The organism is Campylobacter concisus, assembly GCF_015679985.1.
Taxonomy (GTDB): domain Bacteria; phylum Campylobacterota; class Campylobacteria; order Campylobacterales; family Campylobacteraceae; genus Campylobacter_A; species Campylobacter_A concisus_AC.
Genome location: NZ_CP049239.1, coordinates 1,782,383 through 1,800,519 on the forward strand (window position 1 = coordinate 1,782,383; position 18,137 = coordinate 1,800,519).

At 37.3% G+C, this 18,137-nt stretch carries 15 protein-coding genes; 3 read left to right on the forward strand and 12 right to left on the reverse strand.

What is annotated here, in order from left to right:
• Nucleotides 1-3: 3 nt before the first annotated feature.
• From ccsA to pyrE, 8 genes are all read right to left on the reverse strand, one after another.
• Entirely contained in the window at nucleotides 4-2,619 is a 2,616-nt protein-coding gene (ccsA, locus tag G5B98_RS09200) for a cytochrome c biogenesis protein (protein ID WP_196086763.1), read from the reverse strand.
• A gap of 14 nt (nucleotides 2,620-2,633) precedes the next feature.
• Nucleotides 2,634-3,599 carry an NrfD/PsrC family molybdoenzyme membrane anchor subunit gene (nrfD, locus tag G5B98_RS09205; RefSeq protein WP_196086764.1) on the reverse strand — a complete coding sequence of 322 codons (966 nt, stop codon included), beginning with the start codon at nucleotides 3,597-3,599 and terminating at the stop codon, nucleotides 2,634-2,636.
• Between the two features lies 1 nt (nucleotide 3,600).
• Nucleotides 3,601-4,272: a 4Fe-4S dicluster domain-containing protein gene (locus G5B98_RS09210; RefSeq protein WP_072595319.1), complete on the reverse strand. Its 672-nt coding sequence runs from the start codon at nucleotides 4,270-4,272 to the stop codon at nucleotides 3,601-3,603.
• A 20-nt stretch (nucleotides 4,273-4,292) separates the two neighbouring features.
• Nucleotides 4,293-5,051, reverse strand: coding sequence for an FKBP-type peptidyl-prolyl cis-trans isomerase (locus tag G5B98_RS09215; protein ID WP_196086765.1), 759 nt, complete (start codon nucleotides 5,049-5,051; stop codon nucleotides 4,293-4,295).
• A 44-nt stretch (nucleotides 5,052-5,095) separates the two neighbouring features.
• Nucleotides 5,096-7,162 (reverse strand): multiheme c-type cytochrome, encoded by a 2,067-nt coding sequence (locus G5B98_RS09220; RefSeq protein ID WP_021090404.1) that lies wholly within the window; start codon nucleotides 7,160-7,162, stop codon nucleotides 5,096-5,098.
• Nucleotides 7,163-7,258: 96 nt separating this feature from the next.
• Nucleotides 7,259-8,686 (reverse strand): c-type heme family protein, encoded by a 1,428-nt coding sequence (locus G5B98_RS09225; RefSeq protein WP_196086766.1) that lies wholly within the window; start codon nucleotides 8,684-8,686, stop codon nucleotides 7,259-7,261.
• Nucleotides 8,676-9,365, reverse strand: a complete 690-nt coding sequence (locus G5B98_RS09230) for a response regulator transcription factor (protein ID WP_072595294.1) — start codon at nucleotides 9,363-9,365, stop codon at nucleotides 8,676-8,678. The genes G5B98_RS09225 and G5B98_RS09230 overlap by 11 nt, the downstream gene beginning before the upstream one ends.
• A gap of 243 nt (nucleotides 9,366-9,608) precedes the next feature.
• Complete coding sequence (gene pyrE / locus G5B98_RS09235) at nucleotides 9,609-10,217, reverse strand: orotate phosphoribosyltransferase (RefSeq protein ID WP_196086767.1); 609 nt, start codon at nucleotides 10,215-10,217, stop codon at nucleotides 9,609-9,611.
• A 119-nt stretch (nucleotides 10,218-10,336) separates the two neighbouring features.
• On the opposite strand from pyrE, the gene G5B98_RS09240 reads away from it, so the two are divergent.
• From G5B98_RS09240 to thyX, 3 genes are all read left to right on the forward strand, one after another.
• A complete protein-coding gene (locus G5B98_RS09240) occupies nucleotides 10,337-11,704 on the forward strand; it encodes a Na+/H+ antiporter NhaC family protein (RefSeq protein ID WP_087578090.1) in 1,368 nt (455 codons plus the stop codon).
• Between the two features lie 121 nt (nucleotides 11,705-11,825).
• Nucleotides 11,826-14,270 carry a flagellar hook protein FlgE gene (gene flgE / locus G5B98_RS09245; protein ID WP_196086768.1) on the forward strand — a complete coding sequence of 815 codons (2,445 nt, stop codon included), beginning with the start codon at nucleotides 11,826-11,828 and terminating at the stop codon, nucleotides 14,268-14,270.
• 118 nt (nucleotides 14,271-14,388) lie between these two features.
• The gene (thyX, locus tag G5B98_RS09250; protein ID WP_196086769.1) at nucleotides 14,389-15,018 is read left to right on the forward strand and encodes an FAD-dependent thymidylate synthase; all 630 of its coding nucleotides are present in this window, start codon (nucleotides 14,389-14,391) and stop codon (nucleotides 15,016-15,018) included.
• A 52-nt stretch (nucleotides 15,019-15,070) separates the two neighbouring features.
• On the opposite strand, the gene G5B98_RS09255 is transcribed toward thyX, so the two are convergent.
• The 4 genes from G5B98_RS09255 to ruvC form a co-directional block, all read right to left on the reverse strand.
• Nucleotides 15,071-16,177: a DNA adenine methylase gene (locus tag G5B98_RS09255; protein ID WP_196086770.1), complete on the reverse strand. Its 1,107-nt coding sequence runs from the start codon at nucleotides 16,175-16,177 to the stop codon at nucleotides 15,071-15,073.
• Nucleotide 16,178: 1 nt separating this feature from the next.
• Nucleotides 16,179-16,694 (reverse strand): S-ribosylhomocysteine lyase, encoded by a 516-nt coding sequence (luxS, locus tag G5B98_RS09260; protein WP_196086771.1) that lies wholly within the window; start codon nucleotides 16,692-16,694, stop codon nucleotides 16,179-16,181.
• A 134-nt stretch (nucleotides 16,695-16,828) separates the two neighbouring features.
• Nucleotides 16,829-17,518 (reverse strand): MOSC domain-containing protein, encoded by a 690-nt coding sequence (locus G5B98_RS09265; RefSeq protein ID WP_196086772.1) that lies wholly within the window; start codon nucleotides 17,516-17,518, stop codon nucleotides 16,829-16,831.
• A 17-nt stretch (nucleotides 17,519-17,535) separates the two neighbouring features.
• Nucleotides 17,536-18,015: a crossover junction endodeoxyribonuclease RuvC gene (gene ruvC, locus G5B98_RS09270; protein WP_196087372.1), complete on the reverse strand. Its 480-nt coding sequence runs from the start codon at nucleotides 18,013-18,015 to the stop codon at nucleotides 17,536-17,538.
• Between the last annotated feature and the right edge of the window lie 122 nt (nucleotides 18,016-18,137).

The window sequence follows — 18,137 nt, forward strand, 5'->3', positions numbered from 1 at the left end:
CTCCTAAATCTCTTTTATATCCTTACCTCTATAAGCAAAGGCGATTAGTAAAGCCAAGAGCATTAAAAGCAAATAAAGCAAATTTGAAACGCTAAATCCATCGCCATTTGCGTATGAGTGAAGTCCGCTTAGATAGAAATTTACACCAAAATAGGTAAAAATAACTGAACCAAAAGAGAGCACACTAGCTACCAAAAAGGTAAAAATATTTTTTAATCTTGGGATAAATCTTAAATGAAGCACAATGGCATAAATAATTATCGTAATATATGACCAGCTCTCTTTGCTGTCCCAGCCCCAGTATCTACCCCAGCTCTCATTTGCCCAGACGCCGCCAAGAAAATTTCCAATAGTTAGCAAGCTAAGTCCTATGATGAGGCTTAGCTCATCAGTTGCAGCGAGGTATCTTATCTGTTCACTAAGCTTTTGCTCGTTTTTTTGATTTTTTATAGCCATTAAAAGAAGCCCAAGAAGCCCGAGCACAAAGCTAAAGCCCAAAAAGCCGTAGCTTGCCGTGATGACACTTACATGCACGCTAAGCCAAAATGACTTTAAAACTGGGACTAGATTTGTTATTTGTGGATTTATAAAATTTAGATGAGCGACCAGCAAGCTCACACTTGCAAAAAGTGAAGCAGCTCCAAGAGCAAAGTTTTGATGTTTAAAAAATAAAACTCCAGCTAGTACACTTGCAAGCGAGATATAGACTAAGCTCTCATAAGCATCACTCCAAGGTGCATGCCCTGAGATATAAGCACGAAGAGCTAAATTTAACAAATGCACCGCAAAGCCAAAATAAAATGCAAGGCTTAATGCGCTTTCAAATCTAAATTTCTTTCCAGAAAATAGCCTATAAAAACCAAGAGCGAGCGAAACTAGCCCAAGAATCATGTAAAAATATATAAGAAATTTAAAAATTTCCATTTGATTATAAAGCACCTCAAGCTCCACCTTTGCCTCGCTTGGCACAAGAGAGCCTAGAGTGTTTCTTTGATAACTTGAAATTTTCTCCAAACTCCTATCAGCCTCTTTGCACTCACCACTTTTTACGCAAAGGCTTAAATTTTCTATATAAGCGCCTAAAACGCTTTTAAGCTCGCTTGAAATTTCACTTGAGCCAAAGGATTCATTTACGCCTAGCCACGTTAATTTATCGCCATTTTTAGCTGGTATAAATTTTAAAATTTCTCCCTTTAGTGCAAGGTATAAGATATTTAGCCTCTCGTCAAATTTAATGACATCGTTATCAAATTTATCTCTTTTTGAGGCGGATTTTTCATTTGCAGCTTCTACAAATTTAGCCAGCTTATACTCGCCATTTTCGTTAAAGACATCGTTAAAACTAGCAAATTTTTCATTAACTCCCAAAAGCTCGCCCACACGCTCACTTGTGATCTTTACTAATCTTTTATCCATCCACTCTTTTGGCGAGATGGCAAAAGAGAGCATTAGCTCCTCGCTACTAAGCCCAAAGAGCGTGGTTTTGGTTGAAATTTTACTTATCACAGCTCTTGAGTAAGAGCCAGCTGGAGCGATTCTGCTATCAGCTTGAGTCAAAATTTTGGCAAATTTGCTTGCATGTATCTCTAAATTTTTATTATTTTCATCGGCAAAATTTGGAGTAGCATTTAAAAGCAAAATAGCCAAAAATGCGATTTGGGAACTTTTTATAAAATTTAGTAGCCTAAAAAATCGGCTCTTTTTGCTAAATAAATTTGCCAAAAAGCCAACGCAAAGCAAAAAATATCCGATATAAGTTGGGATTTTGCCAGGATCACGGCTGATCTCAAAAGCACTTCCAAGCTCGTCAGGATCGTATGAAGACTGAAAAATTTTATAGCCATCAATCGTTAGTGGACTATTTAGCGAGATGTCGTACTTACCACCAGCGATACTTACTTTACTTGTATAAGATGATGGACTATTTAGCCCTGCATATCGCTCTAAAATGAACTCATCAAGCTTTAATGAAAATGGTAAATTTAAAGCCTTTGAGCTAAAGTAAAATTTCACCTCTTGCCCACCAAAACTTAGCACACTAGGCTCCAGCTCATATCCAGCTCCGCCTTTTAGCTTAACACTCTTTTTTTCGCCGTTAAAGCTTATTTCTAAACTAAGCGTAGCTGGAGCGTTTTTCTCATCTTTTTTATATCCAAGCAGGTTAATTATAAATTCCTTGCCGTCTATAAATTTTTTAAACTCAAAGTCGTTTTTACCAAATAAGCTTAATTTTAATGGATAACTAAAATTTTCTCCAAGCATTTCGACTCTAAGATAAGGCTTGACGCTTTGCATTAAATTTGAGCTTTGCAAGGTTCTAAGATGCATAACGCCCTCTTCGCCAAAATACCTTGTAAGCGTGGCTCCGATGAAGATAACGATAAAAGCAAGATGTATCAAAAATGCGCCAAATTTTTTATACATCTTGGTTTTTACGATACTAATGGCTAAACAAATAGTGCAAGCAAACATAACACACTCGTACCAAAGCGCTTCATAGACAAGCACTCTGGCCGTTTGTGTGTCATAAAAATTTTCTAAAAAAGTCGCAAGCCCTGCACCAAAAGCAAGAATAAATAATAATATCAAAGACAAGCGGTAGATATTTAAAATTCTCATCGCCCGCCTCTGCCTTAGATGCTATAAGTTTGTCCCGCATAAAGTATAAATACCCTAAGCAGTAAAACACCAATAACAGCCGCTAATGAACTGATATAAAAGCTAAATTTTAGGCTAGCTACTTTTTTGCCAAATGCAAAATTTAAAACAAAAGGCACAATGAAGCCAACTAGCACAACACCAAGCCAAAAGAAATTTGCCCAAACACCGCTATAAAAAGCAACAGCTGCATTTTGCTGATAACTTGAACCAAGCAAAAGCGATACAAAAAGCATTAAAATGAGTAAAATTTCAGCTCCCAAAACGCTAAATTCTACGCTATGAAGCGAATGAAGGTCGCTTGAATGTGGATCTTCTTTAAATAAAGCTGCTGCGACCAAGCTACTGCCACTTATACCAGCACTTAGTCCTGAAGCTATAAATAAAGCTGGAAGCACAGCTGTGTTTAAGAGCGGGAATCTAATCAAAACTGAGATCAAAAATCCAGTATAAGCACAAATTATTACAGCAAAAATAAGACAAATACGACTTAAAAATGGATAAAGCGGTATTAAAATTTTCATTATTAATGCAAAAAGAGTGCTAAAAGATTTTAAACTTTTGGCTAAGAAATTTGAAATCTCATCATTAAATGCATAAATGCACATCAAAAAGCTAAGCGGTATAAATACACAAAGTCCAGCAACACCGATAGACATAACTGATGTGAAATTATAATTAATCAAAATTTTCCAAAACAAAAGTGGCTTTTCAAGATCAGCTATCAAGCAAACCATACCAAGCATGATGCTAACAAATGCTAAAAGCGAAGCAGCCTTGAAAAATGGGCTAAAGCTCTCTTGCTTTTTATAGTGTTTTAAAAGTATAGCAGCGATTAGCGCTCCACCACTCATACCAGCTAGCAAAAGATAAACAGCGATCGGCCAGCCCCACTCTACTCCATGCGAAAATGTTGCAGTGAAATTTAATGCACCATCCATCTTACACCCCCATTTTTACTTTAGGAATATATCTAAGGCTTGGTTTTGTGCCAAGCTCTGCTCTTAGCCTTATGCTATCTTTTACAGCTAGTAGCTTACTGATGTGCGAATCTTCATCGTTAAGATCACCAAAGACGATCGCCTCATATCTACAAGCTTCTACGCAAGCTGGCTCTTTTTCGTCCTTTAAATTTGTATCTACGCAAAAGTTACAGCTTTGAGCTGAATGCGTAACCTTATCGATATATCTCACATCATATGGACAGGCTACGATGCAGTATTTACAGGCGATGCAGTCATCTATATTTGTAGTTTGTATGCCAGTTTTTTCGTCTTTATGACAAGCCTTGGTTGGACAAACAGCTACACAAGGCGCATCGACACACTGCTGACAAGATACTCTTACAAATCTTTTATCTAGTAAATTTTTAGGATTAGTCTTATCTTCTATAAAAAGTCTCATCTGTCCTTTTGGGACTAAATTTACCTTTCTGCAAGCTATCTCGCAGTCTGTACAGCCAACACATTTATTTTGGTCAAATATCATACCAAAGTGTGGTTTTTTTACACTTTCTTCACTCTTAAAAGCAAAACCACTACTTGCCGCACCAGCACCAGCAGCCACAACTACCATGCTTTTTAAAAAGGCTCTTCTATTTTTTTGATTTTGCATTTTTAACTCCATTTTATATCTTAATGAGGCTTTTTAATGCCCTCATTTAGTTCTTTTTCGTGAATTTTCTTTGCAGCCTCGGCTAATTCACCTGGCTTTAAGACCTTAACAAGCTCTATCTCAAAAACAATAGTCTCGCCTCCAGGTATACCCTCCATGCCGCTATCGCCATACGCAAGTTCTGGCGGGATAACAAATTTAAACTTATCGCCCTCTTTCATGAGCATTAAGCCCTCTTCAAGACCTGGGATCAAATTTAGCATAGAAAGATGAGCTGGAGCCTCTTTTGTCTCATCAAAGACCTTACCATCGATAAAGCTAGCTTTGTAGTTTGCTATGATGATACTCTCTTGTTTTGGAGTCGCTCCTTTTTTGCTTGATTTTAAAATTTCATATTGCAATTTTGATTTTGTCGTTTTTACATTTTTATTTTTTGCATTTTTATCCATAAAAGCCTTGCCTTGCTTTAAATTCTCTTTAAGTATGGCGGCTTCTTTTTCTTTTACTATCTTGTCTAAATTTTCAGCTCTTTTGTTTAGTAGCTTTGCTATCTCATCATCGCTTAGTTTTAGCTCTCCTTTTAGTGCATCACTAAAACCTTTGATAACGGCCTCAGCATCGTAGCTAATGCCTATTTGTTTTTGTTCAAGTAACCCTTTTAAAACATATCCACCACTTGTTGCTCCCATAGCATAAGACTCATTTGAATCTACATTTGCAAGCAAACCATAAGCACTTAAGCTAAGAAGTAGCGTAAATTTTAAAACCTTATTTTTCATATCAAACCCTTAAGATTAAAGGGGCTAAAACTAGCCCCTAAATGCTATAAATTTTTATTCAAAATTCTTTGAGCTTCTTTTATATACTCTTTTGATGCATCGAGTTTTTGTTTAGTAAATTTAAATCCGTGCATACCCCACGAACCATCTTTTTCAACCATATCGATGATCTCTTGAGCATTTTGGATAAGCTCATAAACTCTTACTTTATCACTTGCATCAAGTTTTTTAGTCTCAAGTAGTGAGTAAAGTCCTTCAATACCAATCTTAACTTCAGAGAATTCATTCTTAACTGGAGTTTGCCATCCCATAACTTCATCATAAACTTGTTTTTGGTTTTTGAAGTGAAGTGTTGGTTTTAGCTCAGATAATACTGGGCTATGGCAGCCTTTGGTATCTTTCATATCTTTATCAGCCCAAGATGTTCTAGCGCAAGCCCACATCAAGTCAACGTAGTTATGGCCATTTTTATCTCTCTCAAAGTGCCAATCTTTAGCATCTCTTGGACCTTTAGCAGCATCGCCTGGTACTAGAGATTTCTCTTTTGGATCAACCATGATCTTCCAGATGTGAGAGCGTCTTTGAGTATCAAAGCCAGCGTTGTCTTGGAACTGAACAGCGTAGAAATTCTCACAACTCATCATAAATGGCATGTGGCAAGATGCACAAGTGTTATCTTTGTGAGTATCTGCTTTAGATGCGATATATGCTTGAGTTTCGTGGCAATCTTTACACTCTTTTCTAATTTTTGGTTTAGTATAGAATGAGCTTAGATAGCCTTGTTCTGAGTTATAGTTCATACCTGTTACGCTCTTATCGCCTACAACTGGACCTGTGTTATCATGTGGATCGTGGCAAGTAACACATCTCATACCTTTGTCATAGTGAGCTGTAAAGTATGATTGTGAACCTTCAGAACCACATCCTGGTCCCATTGATTTAAATTTAGAGCTAAGTGATAGATCAAGCTTACCGTTATTAAGAGGATTAGCACGAGCTAGATCTGGGCTAAAGTTAAATCTTTGGTGGCAGCGTTCGCAGTTTGATGTTCTAAAATTCGTAGCGCCGTCAAGGTGACCACCGGCTCCGTGGCACTCCTCACAGCTTACGCCTTTTGAGATAGTGTGTTTTTGAAGCTCTTTGGCATTACCAAGTGCTGCGTAAAATTCTGCTTTTGATTTGAAATCGAATTTAACTGGGTGACAAACTTCACAATATGATGAGTTTGCTTGGAAAAACATCGACTTTTTATGTTTTGCGGCGTATGAAGCTAGACCTCTAACATATCCGCCATTGTCGCCATACTCTTCAAGAGTGCCAGGAAATTCTGGAACAAGCTCTTTTATCTTTTTAACAGTAGCGTCGTCTAAATTTAACGCCCATGTTCTTTGCCATTGGTTACCACCAGCTACGATCTGACCTGTGCCATCTCTTAGCAAGCCGCCCTCAACGTAGTAAGTACCACGAAGTAGCCATGCATCTACGTAGCCCATTTTGGTTCTTAAGTGACCAACGGTTGCGTAGATGACATCTGGAGTGATACCTTTTGGAAGGATAGAAGCGGTATCTTTGTCAAATACTGGCTCAGTTAGGTTGTTATTAACCTCTGGGTGCTCACCAGGAAAACGCATAGTAGTTGCGTGGCGAGATCTGCTCCACACTTCATACTGAGCTGGGTGACACTCACCGCACTTTTCTGGTCCTACAAATTTATTAGGAAACTGAAGCGATGAAGTGGCTGGAATTCTATACATCATAGAGCTATAACCCTTACCGCCATCTCTTTTACTAAGCTTTGACATATCAAAGCCATGTCCCTCGGCAAGCCACTCTAAGCCACGGTCGTGAACGACCATTTTACCGACGGTTTTACCACCATATTTTGTAAAAATAGGGTGGTTTTTAAATAACCAGTTATACATCTCTTGCTCTTCTACAACGTAGTCTTGCAAGGAGATAACACCTCTACTTTGCAGTGTGCCTTTAGGATTTGCGATAACATCACGTGCTTTATCGGACATCTGCATATTATGCTCTTCGCAACAGGCTTGTGAAGCGAAGATGCTAACACCCATGAGCAAACCAGCTAAGGCTTTTTGTAGATTTCTCATGTGCCCTCCTTTAAATTTTTTATCCTAAAATCAAAATGATTTCATACTGATAATACTAACACCAAAAAAGGGTAGAAAAGGGGGAATTTTAATAAATTATAAATTTTCGAAACTAATTGTAAATGTAATACTATTTTCATCTACGTTTCTAGCAAAGATTAGGGCGTTATTTTTGCTAGCGATTAGTCGGCTCATATATAGGCCAAGCCCGCTACCAGACTCTTTTGTGCTAAAGTGTGGCTCAAAGATAACCTTTAAAAACGAAGCTTTTATCGCTCCTGCATTATTTTGCACGCATAAATTTTTACGATTATCTTTTACAAAAGTATAAATTTTTATTACTCTTGGCTTTACATAGCTTTGTTTAAATGCATCTTTTGCGTTATTTATAATATTTATTAAAATTTGAATTATTTCATTAAAATTTGCAAAAATCGTAAAATTTTCTCTTATATCGATCTCTACTTCGATTTGATATTTCTTAAGTGAGGCGTTTAGAATTTTTATAGTCTGATTTACTACTTCCTCTACGCTAAACTCCCTTTTTAAAGTATTTGGCTTAAAAAAGTTTTTAAAATCATCAACCGTTTCAGACATAAAATTTATCTGCTTGCTAGTCTCTTCTATAAACTCATAAATTTTTGCTTCATCAAGCTTTTTTCGCTCCTGATAGAGTTCTAAATTTATTAAAGCTGAGCTGATTTGAGCTAAAGGCTGCTTCCACTGATGTGAGATATTGCCTATCATCTCGCCCATTGAGGCTAGGCGGCTTTGATGTATCATTAGCTGCTCGGTCTGTCTTTTGCTCTCTTCTCCGCGCCTATGCATCTTATAAACAATTAGCAAAAATATCCCAAATATAAAGGCTATCGCGCTCATTATGATGACAACCTCTTTTAAATGGTAAGAAAAAATGGCACGTAGTGGGATTTTAAAAGATAGCATTGCCATCATCTCACTTGCTTCAGAAATTTTTCCATTTGAAATTTCATAACGATCCAACATCTGTTTTGGAGCACTTTCGCTATTGTGACAGGCTAAGCAAGATGTATTTTGACTTCTTATAGGAAGCCCTACAAAAAATTGTGAGCCATTTTCATCTTTTATAATCTTTGAAAATTTACTAAATTTATTCTCTTTAAAGCCTCTTAATACCTGCGCTTCAAATTCATTTGGCTCATGAGCTTTATTTAAAGGCGCCATGGCGACTAGTTTGTAGTCAAAGTCAAGATTGTATTTTTTCTTTTGGATATTATAAATTTCACGGCTTATATATGAAGATGAAAGCAATCTCTCGTCAAAAAAATCCTCTTTTATAATGCCATCATGTTTTAGCTGCTCTATTAGCGGACGCTGAACGCCTGCAATGTACTCTCTTACAGAATTTATACTCTCAAGCACATAATACGCCTCTTTTTTGGCATCTTTCATTGCAAGATTATTATAAAAATTTAAAACAAGTGCGGATATTAAGAGATAAACAAAGATAAAAACACTTACGATTAGCTGAAATTTATATTTCACAAAGATAACCTACACCGTATAAATTTTTAATCACATCTTTGCCAAGCTTCCTTCTAAGCTCTTTTACGATCGTCTTTATCGCCTCTTTGCTTGGCTGCTCATACTCCCAAATATAATCAAAAATTTGTTCATAAGTTATAGTTTGATTTTTGTTGTTTAAAAAATACTCTAAAAGCCTACTTTCACTCTTACTTAGATGAGAAATTTCACCATTTATATAAAGTACTTTTTTGCCAAAATCGTATTCTAATTCATCATTTAGCCTAAGAGTAGGTTTGCGTCCAACAAGCTCTAAAGCAACGTCTTCTAGGGCCTTTATAAATGATTTTTTATCATATGGCTTTGCAAGATATCTTGTGATCTTTAGCTCAACCGCTCTCCACAAATACTCTTGCTCGACATGGCTTGATAAGATCACGATAGGAATTTTTTGATTTATGGTTCTTACTTTTTTAGCGATCTCTAGGCCATCGATGTTTGGCACGCTTATATCAAGCACCAAAACATCATAAGCATCGCTCATCGCTAGCTCAAGTGCATCATAGCCATCTGTTACACCATTTACTTCGGCAAAAAATAGTTCCAAAGAAGCACAAATATTTTTTAAAATCGCCTCTTCATCTTCAAGGCAAAGGACCTTTTTATTTGATAAAACGTCTAAAATATCATATTCTTGCATAGCTTCATCTCGCTTTTTGAGCAGATATTATCACTTGGTAGCTTAAAAAATAAGATTATCTAAAAAATAATTCATACCAATATAAAAAACAGATTACTTTTAAAAATTAAACTATAAATTTTTGTTGAAGTGATTTGAAGTCTTGATTAAAATTTTTCTATGAGTACTATTTTGGATTTTTCTAAAAATTTTAGCTATCAATCAATTTAAAAAAGAAAGATAGCTATATTTATAGTATAAATTTTAGTTGCCTCTGCTTCCAGGTTTGATCGCTTTGCTTCCATTTTTACAAAGTGGGCAATGCTCAGGCTCATAAATTTCAAACTCAAAATTTCCTAAAGCAAAAAATGGCTTATCGCTTGGCAGTTTTGCATTTGGCTTGGCCTTATTGTCTAAATTTGTAACCTTACAAAAGCCACGATTCGCAAGTGCTGCAAAGCCAACTACCTCACCACCAAGGCTCTCTATCACGTGCGCTGCTTCAAGTGCCGAGCCGCCAGTCGTGATGATGTCCTCACAAACGATAAATTTCTCACCCTTTTTTACCTCAAAACCGCGCCTAAGACTCATTGCCTTTTCAACTCGCTCTGTAAATATAAATCGCTTCTTTGCTGCGCGAGCTAGCTCATAGCCAGCTAAAATTCCTCCAAGTGCAGGCGAGCAAACGCTATCAAATTTAATACCAAATTTCTCTATCACACGGGCAAGCTCGTCAGCTAGCTTTCCAGCCAAAGCTGGGTCTTCAAGCACCTTTGCGCTTTGGAGATAAAACTGCGAGTGATTACCGCTGCTTAGTAAAAAATGTCCCTCTAAATATGCCCCAGCCTCTTTATAAATTTTCTCTAAATCCATCGTTTTTTCCTTTTAAAATTTACTCAAAATCTTAACACAAGCCCACTTAAGCCACTCTTTTTAAAATTTAATAAGCCACACATTTGTATAATCTCTCAACACTCACAAAAAGGACGCTCATGCTTATATTTAACCCTGTTGTTTTTAGCATTTTGGTAATGACGATACTTTGTCTATTGCGTTTTAACATTTTGCTTTCTATACTTATCTCTGCTCTTGTTGCGGGAGTAATGTATAAGCATGGATTTAGTGGATTTGAAAGTGGCATTGCAGGTGGGATCGATAGCCTCTTTACAGCCCTAAAAGAGACTACACAAAGCCTCATAAGCGGTATGCAAGGCAATCTTGAAACATCGCTTAGTTATATTTTGCTTGGTGCTTTAGCAGCCGCCATCGCAAATACAAATTTAACTGCTATCTTGATAAATGCTTTGAGTAAATTCCTTAGCTCAAATAAAGTGATTTTTATACTAACTATCGCATTTATAGCGTGTTTATCTCAAAATTTAATCCCTGTTCACATAGCTTTTATACCTATTTTGATCCCGCCGCTTCTTGCTATTATGAACAAAATGGGAATAGATAGACGTGCCGTGGCTTGTGCTTTGACATTTGGTCTTCAAGCGCCTTATGTAAGCCTTAGCGTTGGCTTTGGTCTGCTTTTTCACAATATCTTAAAAAAAGAGCTAGCAAATAACGGCATAACCACATCTATTTCTGATATCTCTTCTGTTATGTGGATAGGTGGTGCTTCGATGCTTATTGGACTTATCCTTGCCATACTTTTTTATGGTAAAAAAAGAGCTTATAAAACTTCAAAATTTGAAAAAGAAGAGCTTGATGAGATCGAGCGTGCAAAAAGCCTTGAGATGACTAAAAAAGAGTGGGCGGTTTTAGCTGGTGCAGTTGTGGCTTTTGGTGTGCAAATTTATACTGAGCTACTACCTCTTGGTGCATTACTTGGACTTTTGGTTATGGTCGTTTTTGGCGGTATCGAGTATAAAAAAGTAGATAAGATCATGGATAACGGCCTTGCTATGATGGGATTTATCGCATTTATCATGCTAGTTGCTGCAGGTTATGGCACTATCTTAAGAGAGAGTGGCGGCATAGACGAGCTTGTAAAATACGCTAGCTTGGTATCTGGCGGCAAGATAGGCGGAGCATTTTTGATGCTTCTTATCGGACTTCTCGTTACGATGGGTATAGGCACTAGCTTTGGTACGATCCCTATCTTAGCTTCTATCTATGTGCCACTATGCGTTAGTCTTGGTTTTGGCGTACCAGCCATCATCTTGTTAGTTGGTATAGCAGCAGCTCTAGGAGATGCTGGAAGTCCTGCAAGCGATAGCACACTTGGGCCAACAAGCGGTCTAAATGCTGATGGTGAACACAACCACATATATGATACTTGTGTGCCTACATTTGTATTTTTCAATATCCCACTTATCATCGGTGGCATAGTTGGAGCTATGATACTTGGATAAAATTTGGCGTTAATTACGCCAAATTTCTTTTTATTTCTTCTACTTTTTATCAATATAAATTTTTGGAACATCTTTTGCTTTTGAAAAATATAAAAATTTAAAATGCAAAAAGGATAAGTCAATGATGAGATCACTTTGGTCTGGTGTTTCAGGCCTACAAGCCCACCAGATAGCCATGGACGTAGAAGGCAACAATATCGCAAACGTTAATACCTATGGTTATAAATACAACCGTGCAAATTTTGCTGATATACTAAGCCAAACTCCAAGAGTCGCTACTGCTCCACAAGGTCAGCTAGGCGGTCAAAATGCTATGCAAATAGGTCTAGGAACGACTATAAACTCAACTACAAGAATTTTCTCACAAGGCACACTAACATCTACTGATAAGCAAACAGACCTTGCACTTCAAGGAAATGGTTTCTTTGTCGTATCTCCAGATGGTGGAACTACAAGATACTATACAAGAAATGGTGACTTTGTCCGTGATAAAGCTGGAAATTTTGTAAACAATAGTGGCTATATCGTTCAAGGCTGGACAAGAGATGAAGAGACTGGCACTATCGACTCAACAGGTCCTATAAAAAATATCGTGATCAAAGAGGGTCTTACCACTCCAGCAAGAGCGACAACAGAAGTAAAGATAAAAGGCAACCTTGACTCAGGTAATACCATAGGACAAAGAAGCACGCCTATTTATTCACTAGACTCTGTTGCTGGTGGACGTGACTATAACAATGATGGAATTTTAAATGCAAACGAAGTCCATAACGAGAATGATGTAAATAATGATCAGTTTTATACGAACTCAAGAAAAGAACAAAGCTTAACAGAGCGTGGCGTCGATCTTGGTGTTACATTTGATGAGCTTGGAAATGGCCTTGCTTTAAGAGATGGACAAGGTATCTGGGTGAGCTACGCAAATGCTAAAACTGAAAAATTTACAGTAGGAAGTGGATTGCCACAAAGCATCGGACAGATAAACCCAGCAGCAACACTTGATATCACGATCAATGGCACAAACATCAAATCTCAAGCTAACACAATAACAAGTATAAGTGATGTTGCAGCTGCTATCAACGCCCAGTATAATAAAACTGGCGTTAGAGCTGAAATTTCAGAAGGTAATAAACTAACACTTATAAATAGAAATAACTCAGGCACTACTGAAGAGACAAAAAATATCCATTTAAAAGTAAATGGCGGAAATACAGTTACTGGTTTAGCTGATAAAGATATCATAACAGCTTATCAATATGTCTATACAAGCTCACAAACAACAGCTGTTCATCCAAATAACGATAAAATCGCAAGACAAGTAACAACAACAGAAGATCTTCGCGCTGCTATGCAAGAAGATGCTAGAAACCACGTTGACTATAACGGCGACGGCCAAATAAGAGCAAACTCAGATGCACTTGATGCGGCAAAACTAGCAACCGCAGCACATAGAATAGCACCTGGAACTGGTGGAGCAGCCATAACTAACACTGCATATCAAACAGCTTATAATACAGCATATGCCGCTGCAGCTGGTACTCCGGATCAAAAGCACGCAGCTGGTATCGCGGCACTTCAAGCACTTGCAGGTGATGATACAAACGATGGTGTAAAGATCACTGTAAATAAACTAGGTCAATTTCAACTAGAAAACCCATCAAATGAAGTAGCAGATCATGCACTTTACATGACAACAACTGGTCTTACAAAGCCAGCTCAAGGTACAAATAATTCAGCTGTAAATGAAAACGTTAGACTTACAACTATTATGAAAGCACTTGATGGCGCACTAAGCCCAGGCCAAGCTCTAAGAGCAAGTGGAAAGATGATGATGTCAAGCCACGGCTCAACGGCAGAAATTTTTGACTCACTTGGCTCAAAACACACAGTTAGTATCAAATGGACAAAGACAGGCACCACAACAGATGGTGGAACTGAGTGGAGTATGGTCATACAAGTACCAGAGCCAGCTAAGATAAACTATACAGGTGAAGGCCCAGATAACGTTATAACTGGAACAGCTAGATTTAACGCAAATGGCTCACTCGCAAGTTTCCACCCAGCAACGATAACATTTTCAGCTAACAACGGCTCACAAAGTGGTCAAAACATTAGCTTAAATTTTGGTCTGGGAACTGATTTTAACGGCTTAACAAGCTTTGATAAAGACTCATCAACTGAGTCAATCTCACAAGATGGCTACACAGGTGGCACTCTAAATGGCATAAAAATAGATGAGACCGGAACGATAATAGGCTCATTTTCAAATGGTCAAAGCTTTGGCCTGGCTAAAGTAGCACTTGCTACCTTTACAAATAATGAAGGTCTTCAAAGTGAGGGCGGAAATGTCTTTTCACAAACCGCAAACTCAGGTGAAGCAGTTATCGGTGCAGCTGGCACAGGCGATAAAGGAACGATCGCGGCTTCAAAACTTGAAGCTAGTAACGTCGATCTAAGCCGTGCGCTAACAGATCTTATCGTTATTCAAAGAGGTTTCCAAGCAAACTCAAAAACGATCACAACAAGTGATGAGATGCTAAATACACTTCTTCAATTAAAACAATAATAACTAATACTTTTACAAAAGGGAGCGTTTGTCTCCCTTTAAAATTTATGCTTTAAATTTACAAATAAAATCAGCCTTCTTTTTGTAAAATGCTAAAAAATTTTACAAAAGAGAAAAAATGCAAGTAACACTACTAAATCATACTCCACTAAATATCTGCTCTCACGCTATCCGCACATGCTGGCAAAGCTTTGAAAAAGGTGACAACGGCGGTGAAAAAGATGTTGAGCTAATAGATAGAGTAGGTAATAAATTTAAACACGCCTCGACCTTAGAGCACCTATACTACAACTTCTACATCCAAGGTATCTCTCGTGCGCTACTTCAAGAGCTAGCTCGTCACCGCTTAGCGAGCTTAAGCGTCAAATCAACTCGCTACACATTAAAAGAGCTTAAAAAAGAGGAAAAATTTGAATTAGGGCAGTTTGAGCGTGCGGCTAAATTTATTGTACTAACAAATGATGAGTTAGTCGATAACACAAGCATAAAAGCACTTGAAAATTTGCGTGAAATTTTAGCCTCAACTACAAAAAGCCTTGACATCGTCAAATACTGCTTGCCAGAGTGCTATAAAACTGAGCTTACATGGAGCATAAATGCTAGAAGCTTGCAAAATTTCATCTCACTAAGAAGCTCAAAATCAGCCCTTTGGGAGATAAGAAATTTAGCAAATGCTATCTACGATGCCTTGCCTGAAGAGCATAAATTTATCTTTGAAAAGTGCTTGCCAGAGGATGAGCAAAACTAACATTTATGTTAGTGTAGTTTATGGTTTAGAAGTGATGAAACGAGCACTAAATTTACTTTTGTAAAACATAAAGAAGCTCGTCTACGTGGATGTTTCTAGCTTTTAAATTTCTACTACCACGGTAGGCGTTATACTTTTGGCGCAATAGTTGAACCTTGCCAATTTTATTTAGGTTTTGATCAAATTCATCTTGATTGATAAAGCCCTCTGAGTTAAACGAGATAAGCACAAATTTCGCTTTTAAATTTGCTATCAACTCGAAAAATGCCTCGCTTGCTGATGATTTTTTATTAAAGACTGATCTGTTCCAGTCCTTTGCGATGCCTGAAACTTTTGAAATTTTACTTGGTTCCTCGTAGCTTGCGATGAGATTTAGCATGAAGTAGTTTGAGCCGTATGGATGCTGATTATAAGGCGGATCAAGATAGACTAGATCAAGCCCATCAAGCTCTTTTGCTAGTAAATTTGCGTCCTTTTGATAGACCTCAAATGGCACGCTAAAATTTGAAAAAATTGGCTTAGTCAAATTTATATCAGAAGTGATCCTTGAAATGGCGTTTTGCCCCCTGCCACCAAACTGGCCAATGCCCTCTTTATTTTTATGAAAACCTTTAAAAATTCCACTTGTATTTGCATGCACACTTGCATTATAAAGTAGTGGAGCTATGAAAAATTTTCTCATCTCCTCTGGCAACATCTCATCTATGAGCCTTCTAGCAGTGTCAATGAATTTGGCATTTTTTCTCGTGTAAAAGACCCGCTCACCAAAAGCGATATTTTCATCATCTTTTGGAGCGTAAAGTTTTGTTATAAAGCCTTCAGAAAGGTTATTTTCTATCTCTTTTTCAAGCTTTTTTTGCCAAAAATTTATCTCATCTCTTAGCTCATTTGTGGCGTTTTGCAGGTAGCATGAGTTTGTGATGAAGCTATAAAACTCCAAGTCGTTTGTAACTAGAAATTCGCTATTTTGTTTTAAAAACCTAGCTACCACGCCGCTTCCACTAAAGAGGTCGCAGCAGCTAAGCTTCTCTTTTTTAAGCTCGTCTTTTGCGTATTTTACGCCTAGATCTATAAAGCCTAAAAGCGAGCGTTTGTTACCAAGATAGGTTAAAATTTGCTCTTTTAGATAGGCTTGATTTTCTAGCTTAGTCGTCTTCAAATTAGTGCTTTTTTAGTCCCATACCATCAACGTCAAGCTTGATCTCATCGTTGTTTATGATGACTAAGCCAAGATCAAGAATTTTCTTTGCTATGGCGTGTGCTTCATCAAGTGAGTGCATCTTATAAGTGCCACATTGAAATTTATTTAACTCTGGAATTTTATCTTGGTCTTTGACTTCTAAGATGTCTTTCATAGAGGCAAGCCATGCTTTTTTTACAGCTTCTTCGCTAGGTGTGCCGATCAAACTCATATAAAAGCCAGTCCTACAGCCCATCGGTGAGATGTCTATGATCTCCACGCTATTGCCATTTAGGTGATTTCTCATAAAGCCAGCAAACAAATGCTCTAATGTATGAGTACCTTTCTCCGGCAAAATTTCTTCATTTGGCTTGCAAAATCTTAAGTCAAAAACACTGATATCATCGCCCTTTGGCGTTTTCATACTTTTTGCTAGTCTTACTCCTGGGGCTTGCATTTTTACGTGATCTACACAAAAACTATCAAGTAATGGCATATTTTCTCCTTTAAATTTTTGGTAATTCTAGCGTAAAAAATGTTTAAAATTTAAAGGCTCATGCAAAATTTCAGATAAACCTTGTAATATCTGAATGTTTGTGGGTATTAAAATAATAAAAATTTTACTTACTATTATAAATTTCTCATATATTCTGTGCTATAAATACCTTGAATACGTCTTTCCATGTCACTATACCAACTTTTTGGAAGAGTAGTAAGAGAGTTAAATTTCTCTAGTAAATTTAAATTTTTACTTGGAGCGCAAAAAAGTCTATTTACTTCTAAAATGCTCATATGAACTGGATCTTTTTCTATAACTTCTATCACATCGCCCACTTTGCACGATCCTGGTGTTATGACACGGTAATACCAGCCAGTAAGGCCAGTTTCAAAGATGTGAGTAGCCATATTTTCATTGCCCCATCTTTTTGAGAGCTTAAAGCATGGTTTTCTAGGCTGCGAGACTTGAAGCACAAGCGAGCCAATCTTATGGATATCACCCACATAAACGCAGCTCTCATCAAGCCCATCAACACATAAATTCTCCCCCATAGCTCCATAAGCCATATTTTTTAATCCTAAAAAACTCTCCCAATCGGCGTAATTTGCAAATGAATTTGCAAAAACTGCCTTTTCAGGGCCGCCATGGTGCTTTGTATCAGCGACACTATCACCCACAAAGCCAAGTTCATTTGCGAAAATTTCGCCATTTTGAGCTACTTTAAATATAGCTGAACTCCATGGTGTATTTAGCTTATTAGTAGCACTTTGCGAGCCATAGTTTTTCACCTCGCCAATTAATAATGCTTTTAATGTTGCCATCTTTTCCCTATCAAAATTTAGCTTATTCTTAAATTATTTGCGTGAGTTAGTGCGATCGCGATCGCATCGGTGATATCAAGCGGTTTTATCTCTTTATTTATTCCTAAAATTTTCTTCACCATAAATGCCACTTGCTCTTTATCAGCTTTAGCCTTGCCAGTGACCGTCTTTTTCACCTGAAGCGGTGTATACTCGGCAAAATCACCATGAAGCTGTAAAATTTTAAGGCTAAGTGCCCCTCGAAACTGAGCAAGCTTTAAAACCGTTTTTGGATTGTAGGCAAAAAATATATCTTCGATCGCGACCTCGTCAAATTTATGGTTTTCAAAGATGAGATCAAGCCCCTCGCAAAGTTCGGTAATCTGATACTGAAGTGTATTTGGTTTTATTTTTATGAGTCCTGCTTCAAGAAGAGTAGTTTTAAATTTATTTTTTTCAAGTATCGCGTAACCGCAATTCTTCGTACCTGGATCGATTCCTAAAATTTTCATCACTATCTTTTCAATACTTTTTCACGACTTTTTCACGATGTGAAAAAGTTTGTCAGAGTTTAACAAAGGTTTTATTAAAATTAAGATAGTATCACTATAAAAATTCTCGAAATTTAAGGCATAAAAAT

Excerpts from the sequence above, each read along its gene's own strand:
- ccsA (WP_196086763.1), bottom strand. The coding sequence starts at position 2,619 with ATGAGAATTTTAAATATCTACCGCTTGTCTTTGATATTATTATTTATT.
- nrfD (WP_196086764.1), bottom strand. The coding sequence starts at position 3,599 with ATGGATGGTGCATTAAATTTCACTGCAACATTTTCGCATGGAGTAGAG.
- G5B98_RS09210 (WP_072595319.1), bottom strand. The coding sequence starts at position 4,272 with ATGCAAAATCAAAAAAATAGAAGAGCCTTTTTAAAAAGCATGGTAGTT.
- G5B98_RS09215 (WP_196086765.1), bottom strand. The coding sequence starts at position 5,051 with ATGAAAAATAAGGTTTTAAAATTTACGCTACTTCTTAGCTTAAGTGCT.
- G5B98_RS09220 (WP_021090404.1), bottom strand. The coding sequence starts at position 7,162 with ATGAGAAATCTACAAAAAGCCTTAGCTGGTTTGCTCATGGGTGTTAGC.
- G5B98_RS09230 (WP_072595294.1), bottom strand. The coding sequence starts at position 9,365 with ATGCAAGAATATGATATTTTAGACGTTTTATCAAATAAAAAGGTCCTT.
- pyrE (WP_196086767.1), bottom strand. The coding sequence starts at position 10,217 with ATGGATTTAGAGAAAATTTATAAAGAGGCTGGGGCATATTTAGAGGGA.
- G5B98_RS09240 (WP_087578090.1), top strand. The coding sequence starts at position 10,337 with ATGCTTATATTTAACCCTGTTGTTTTTAGCATTTTGGTAATGACGATA.
- flgE (WP_196086768.1), top strand. The coding sequence starts at position 11,826 with ATGATGAGATCACTTTGGTCTGGTGTTTCAGGCCTACAAGCCCACCAG.
- thyX (WP_196086769.1), top strand. The coding sequence starts at position 14,389 with ATGCAAGTAACACTACTAAATCATACTCCACTAAATATCTGCTCTCAC.
- luxS (WP_196086771.1), bottom strand. The coding sequence starts at position 16,694 with ATGCCATTACTTGATAGTTTTTGTGTAGATCACGTAAAAATGCAAGCC.
- G5B98_RS09265 (WP_196086772.1), bottom strand. The coding sequence starts at position 17,518 with ATGGCAACATTAAAAGCATTATTAATTGGCGAGGTGAAAAACTATGGC.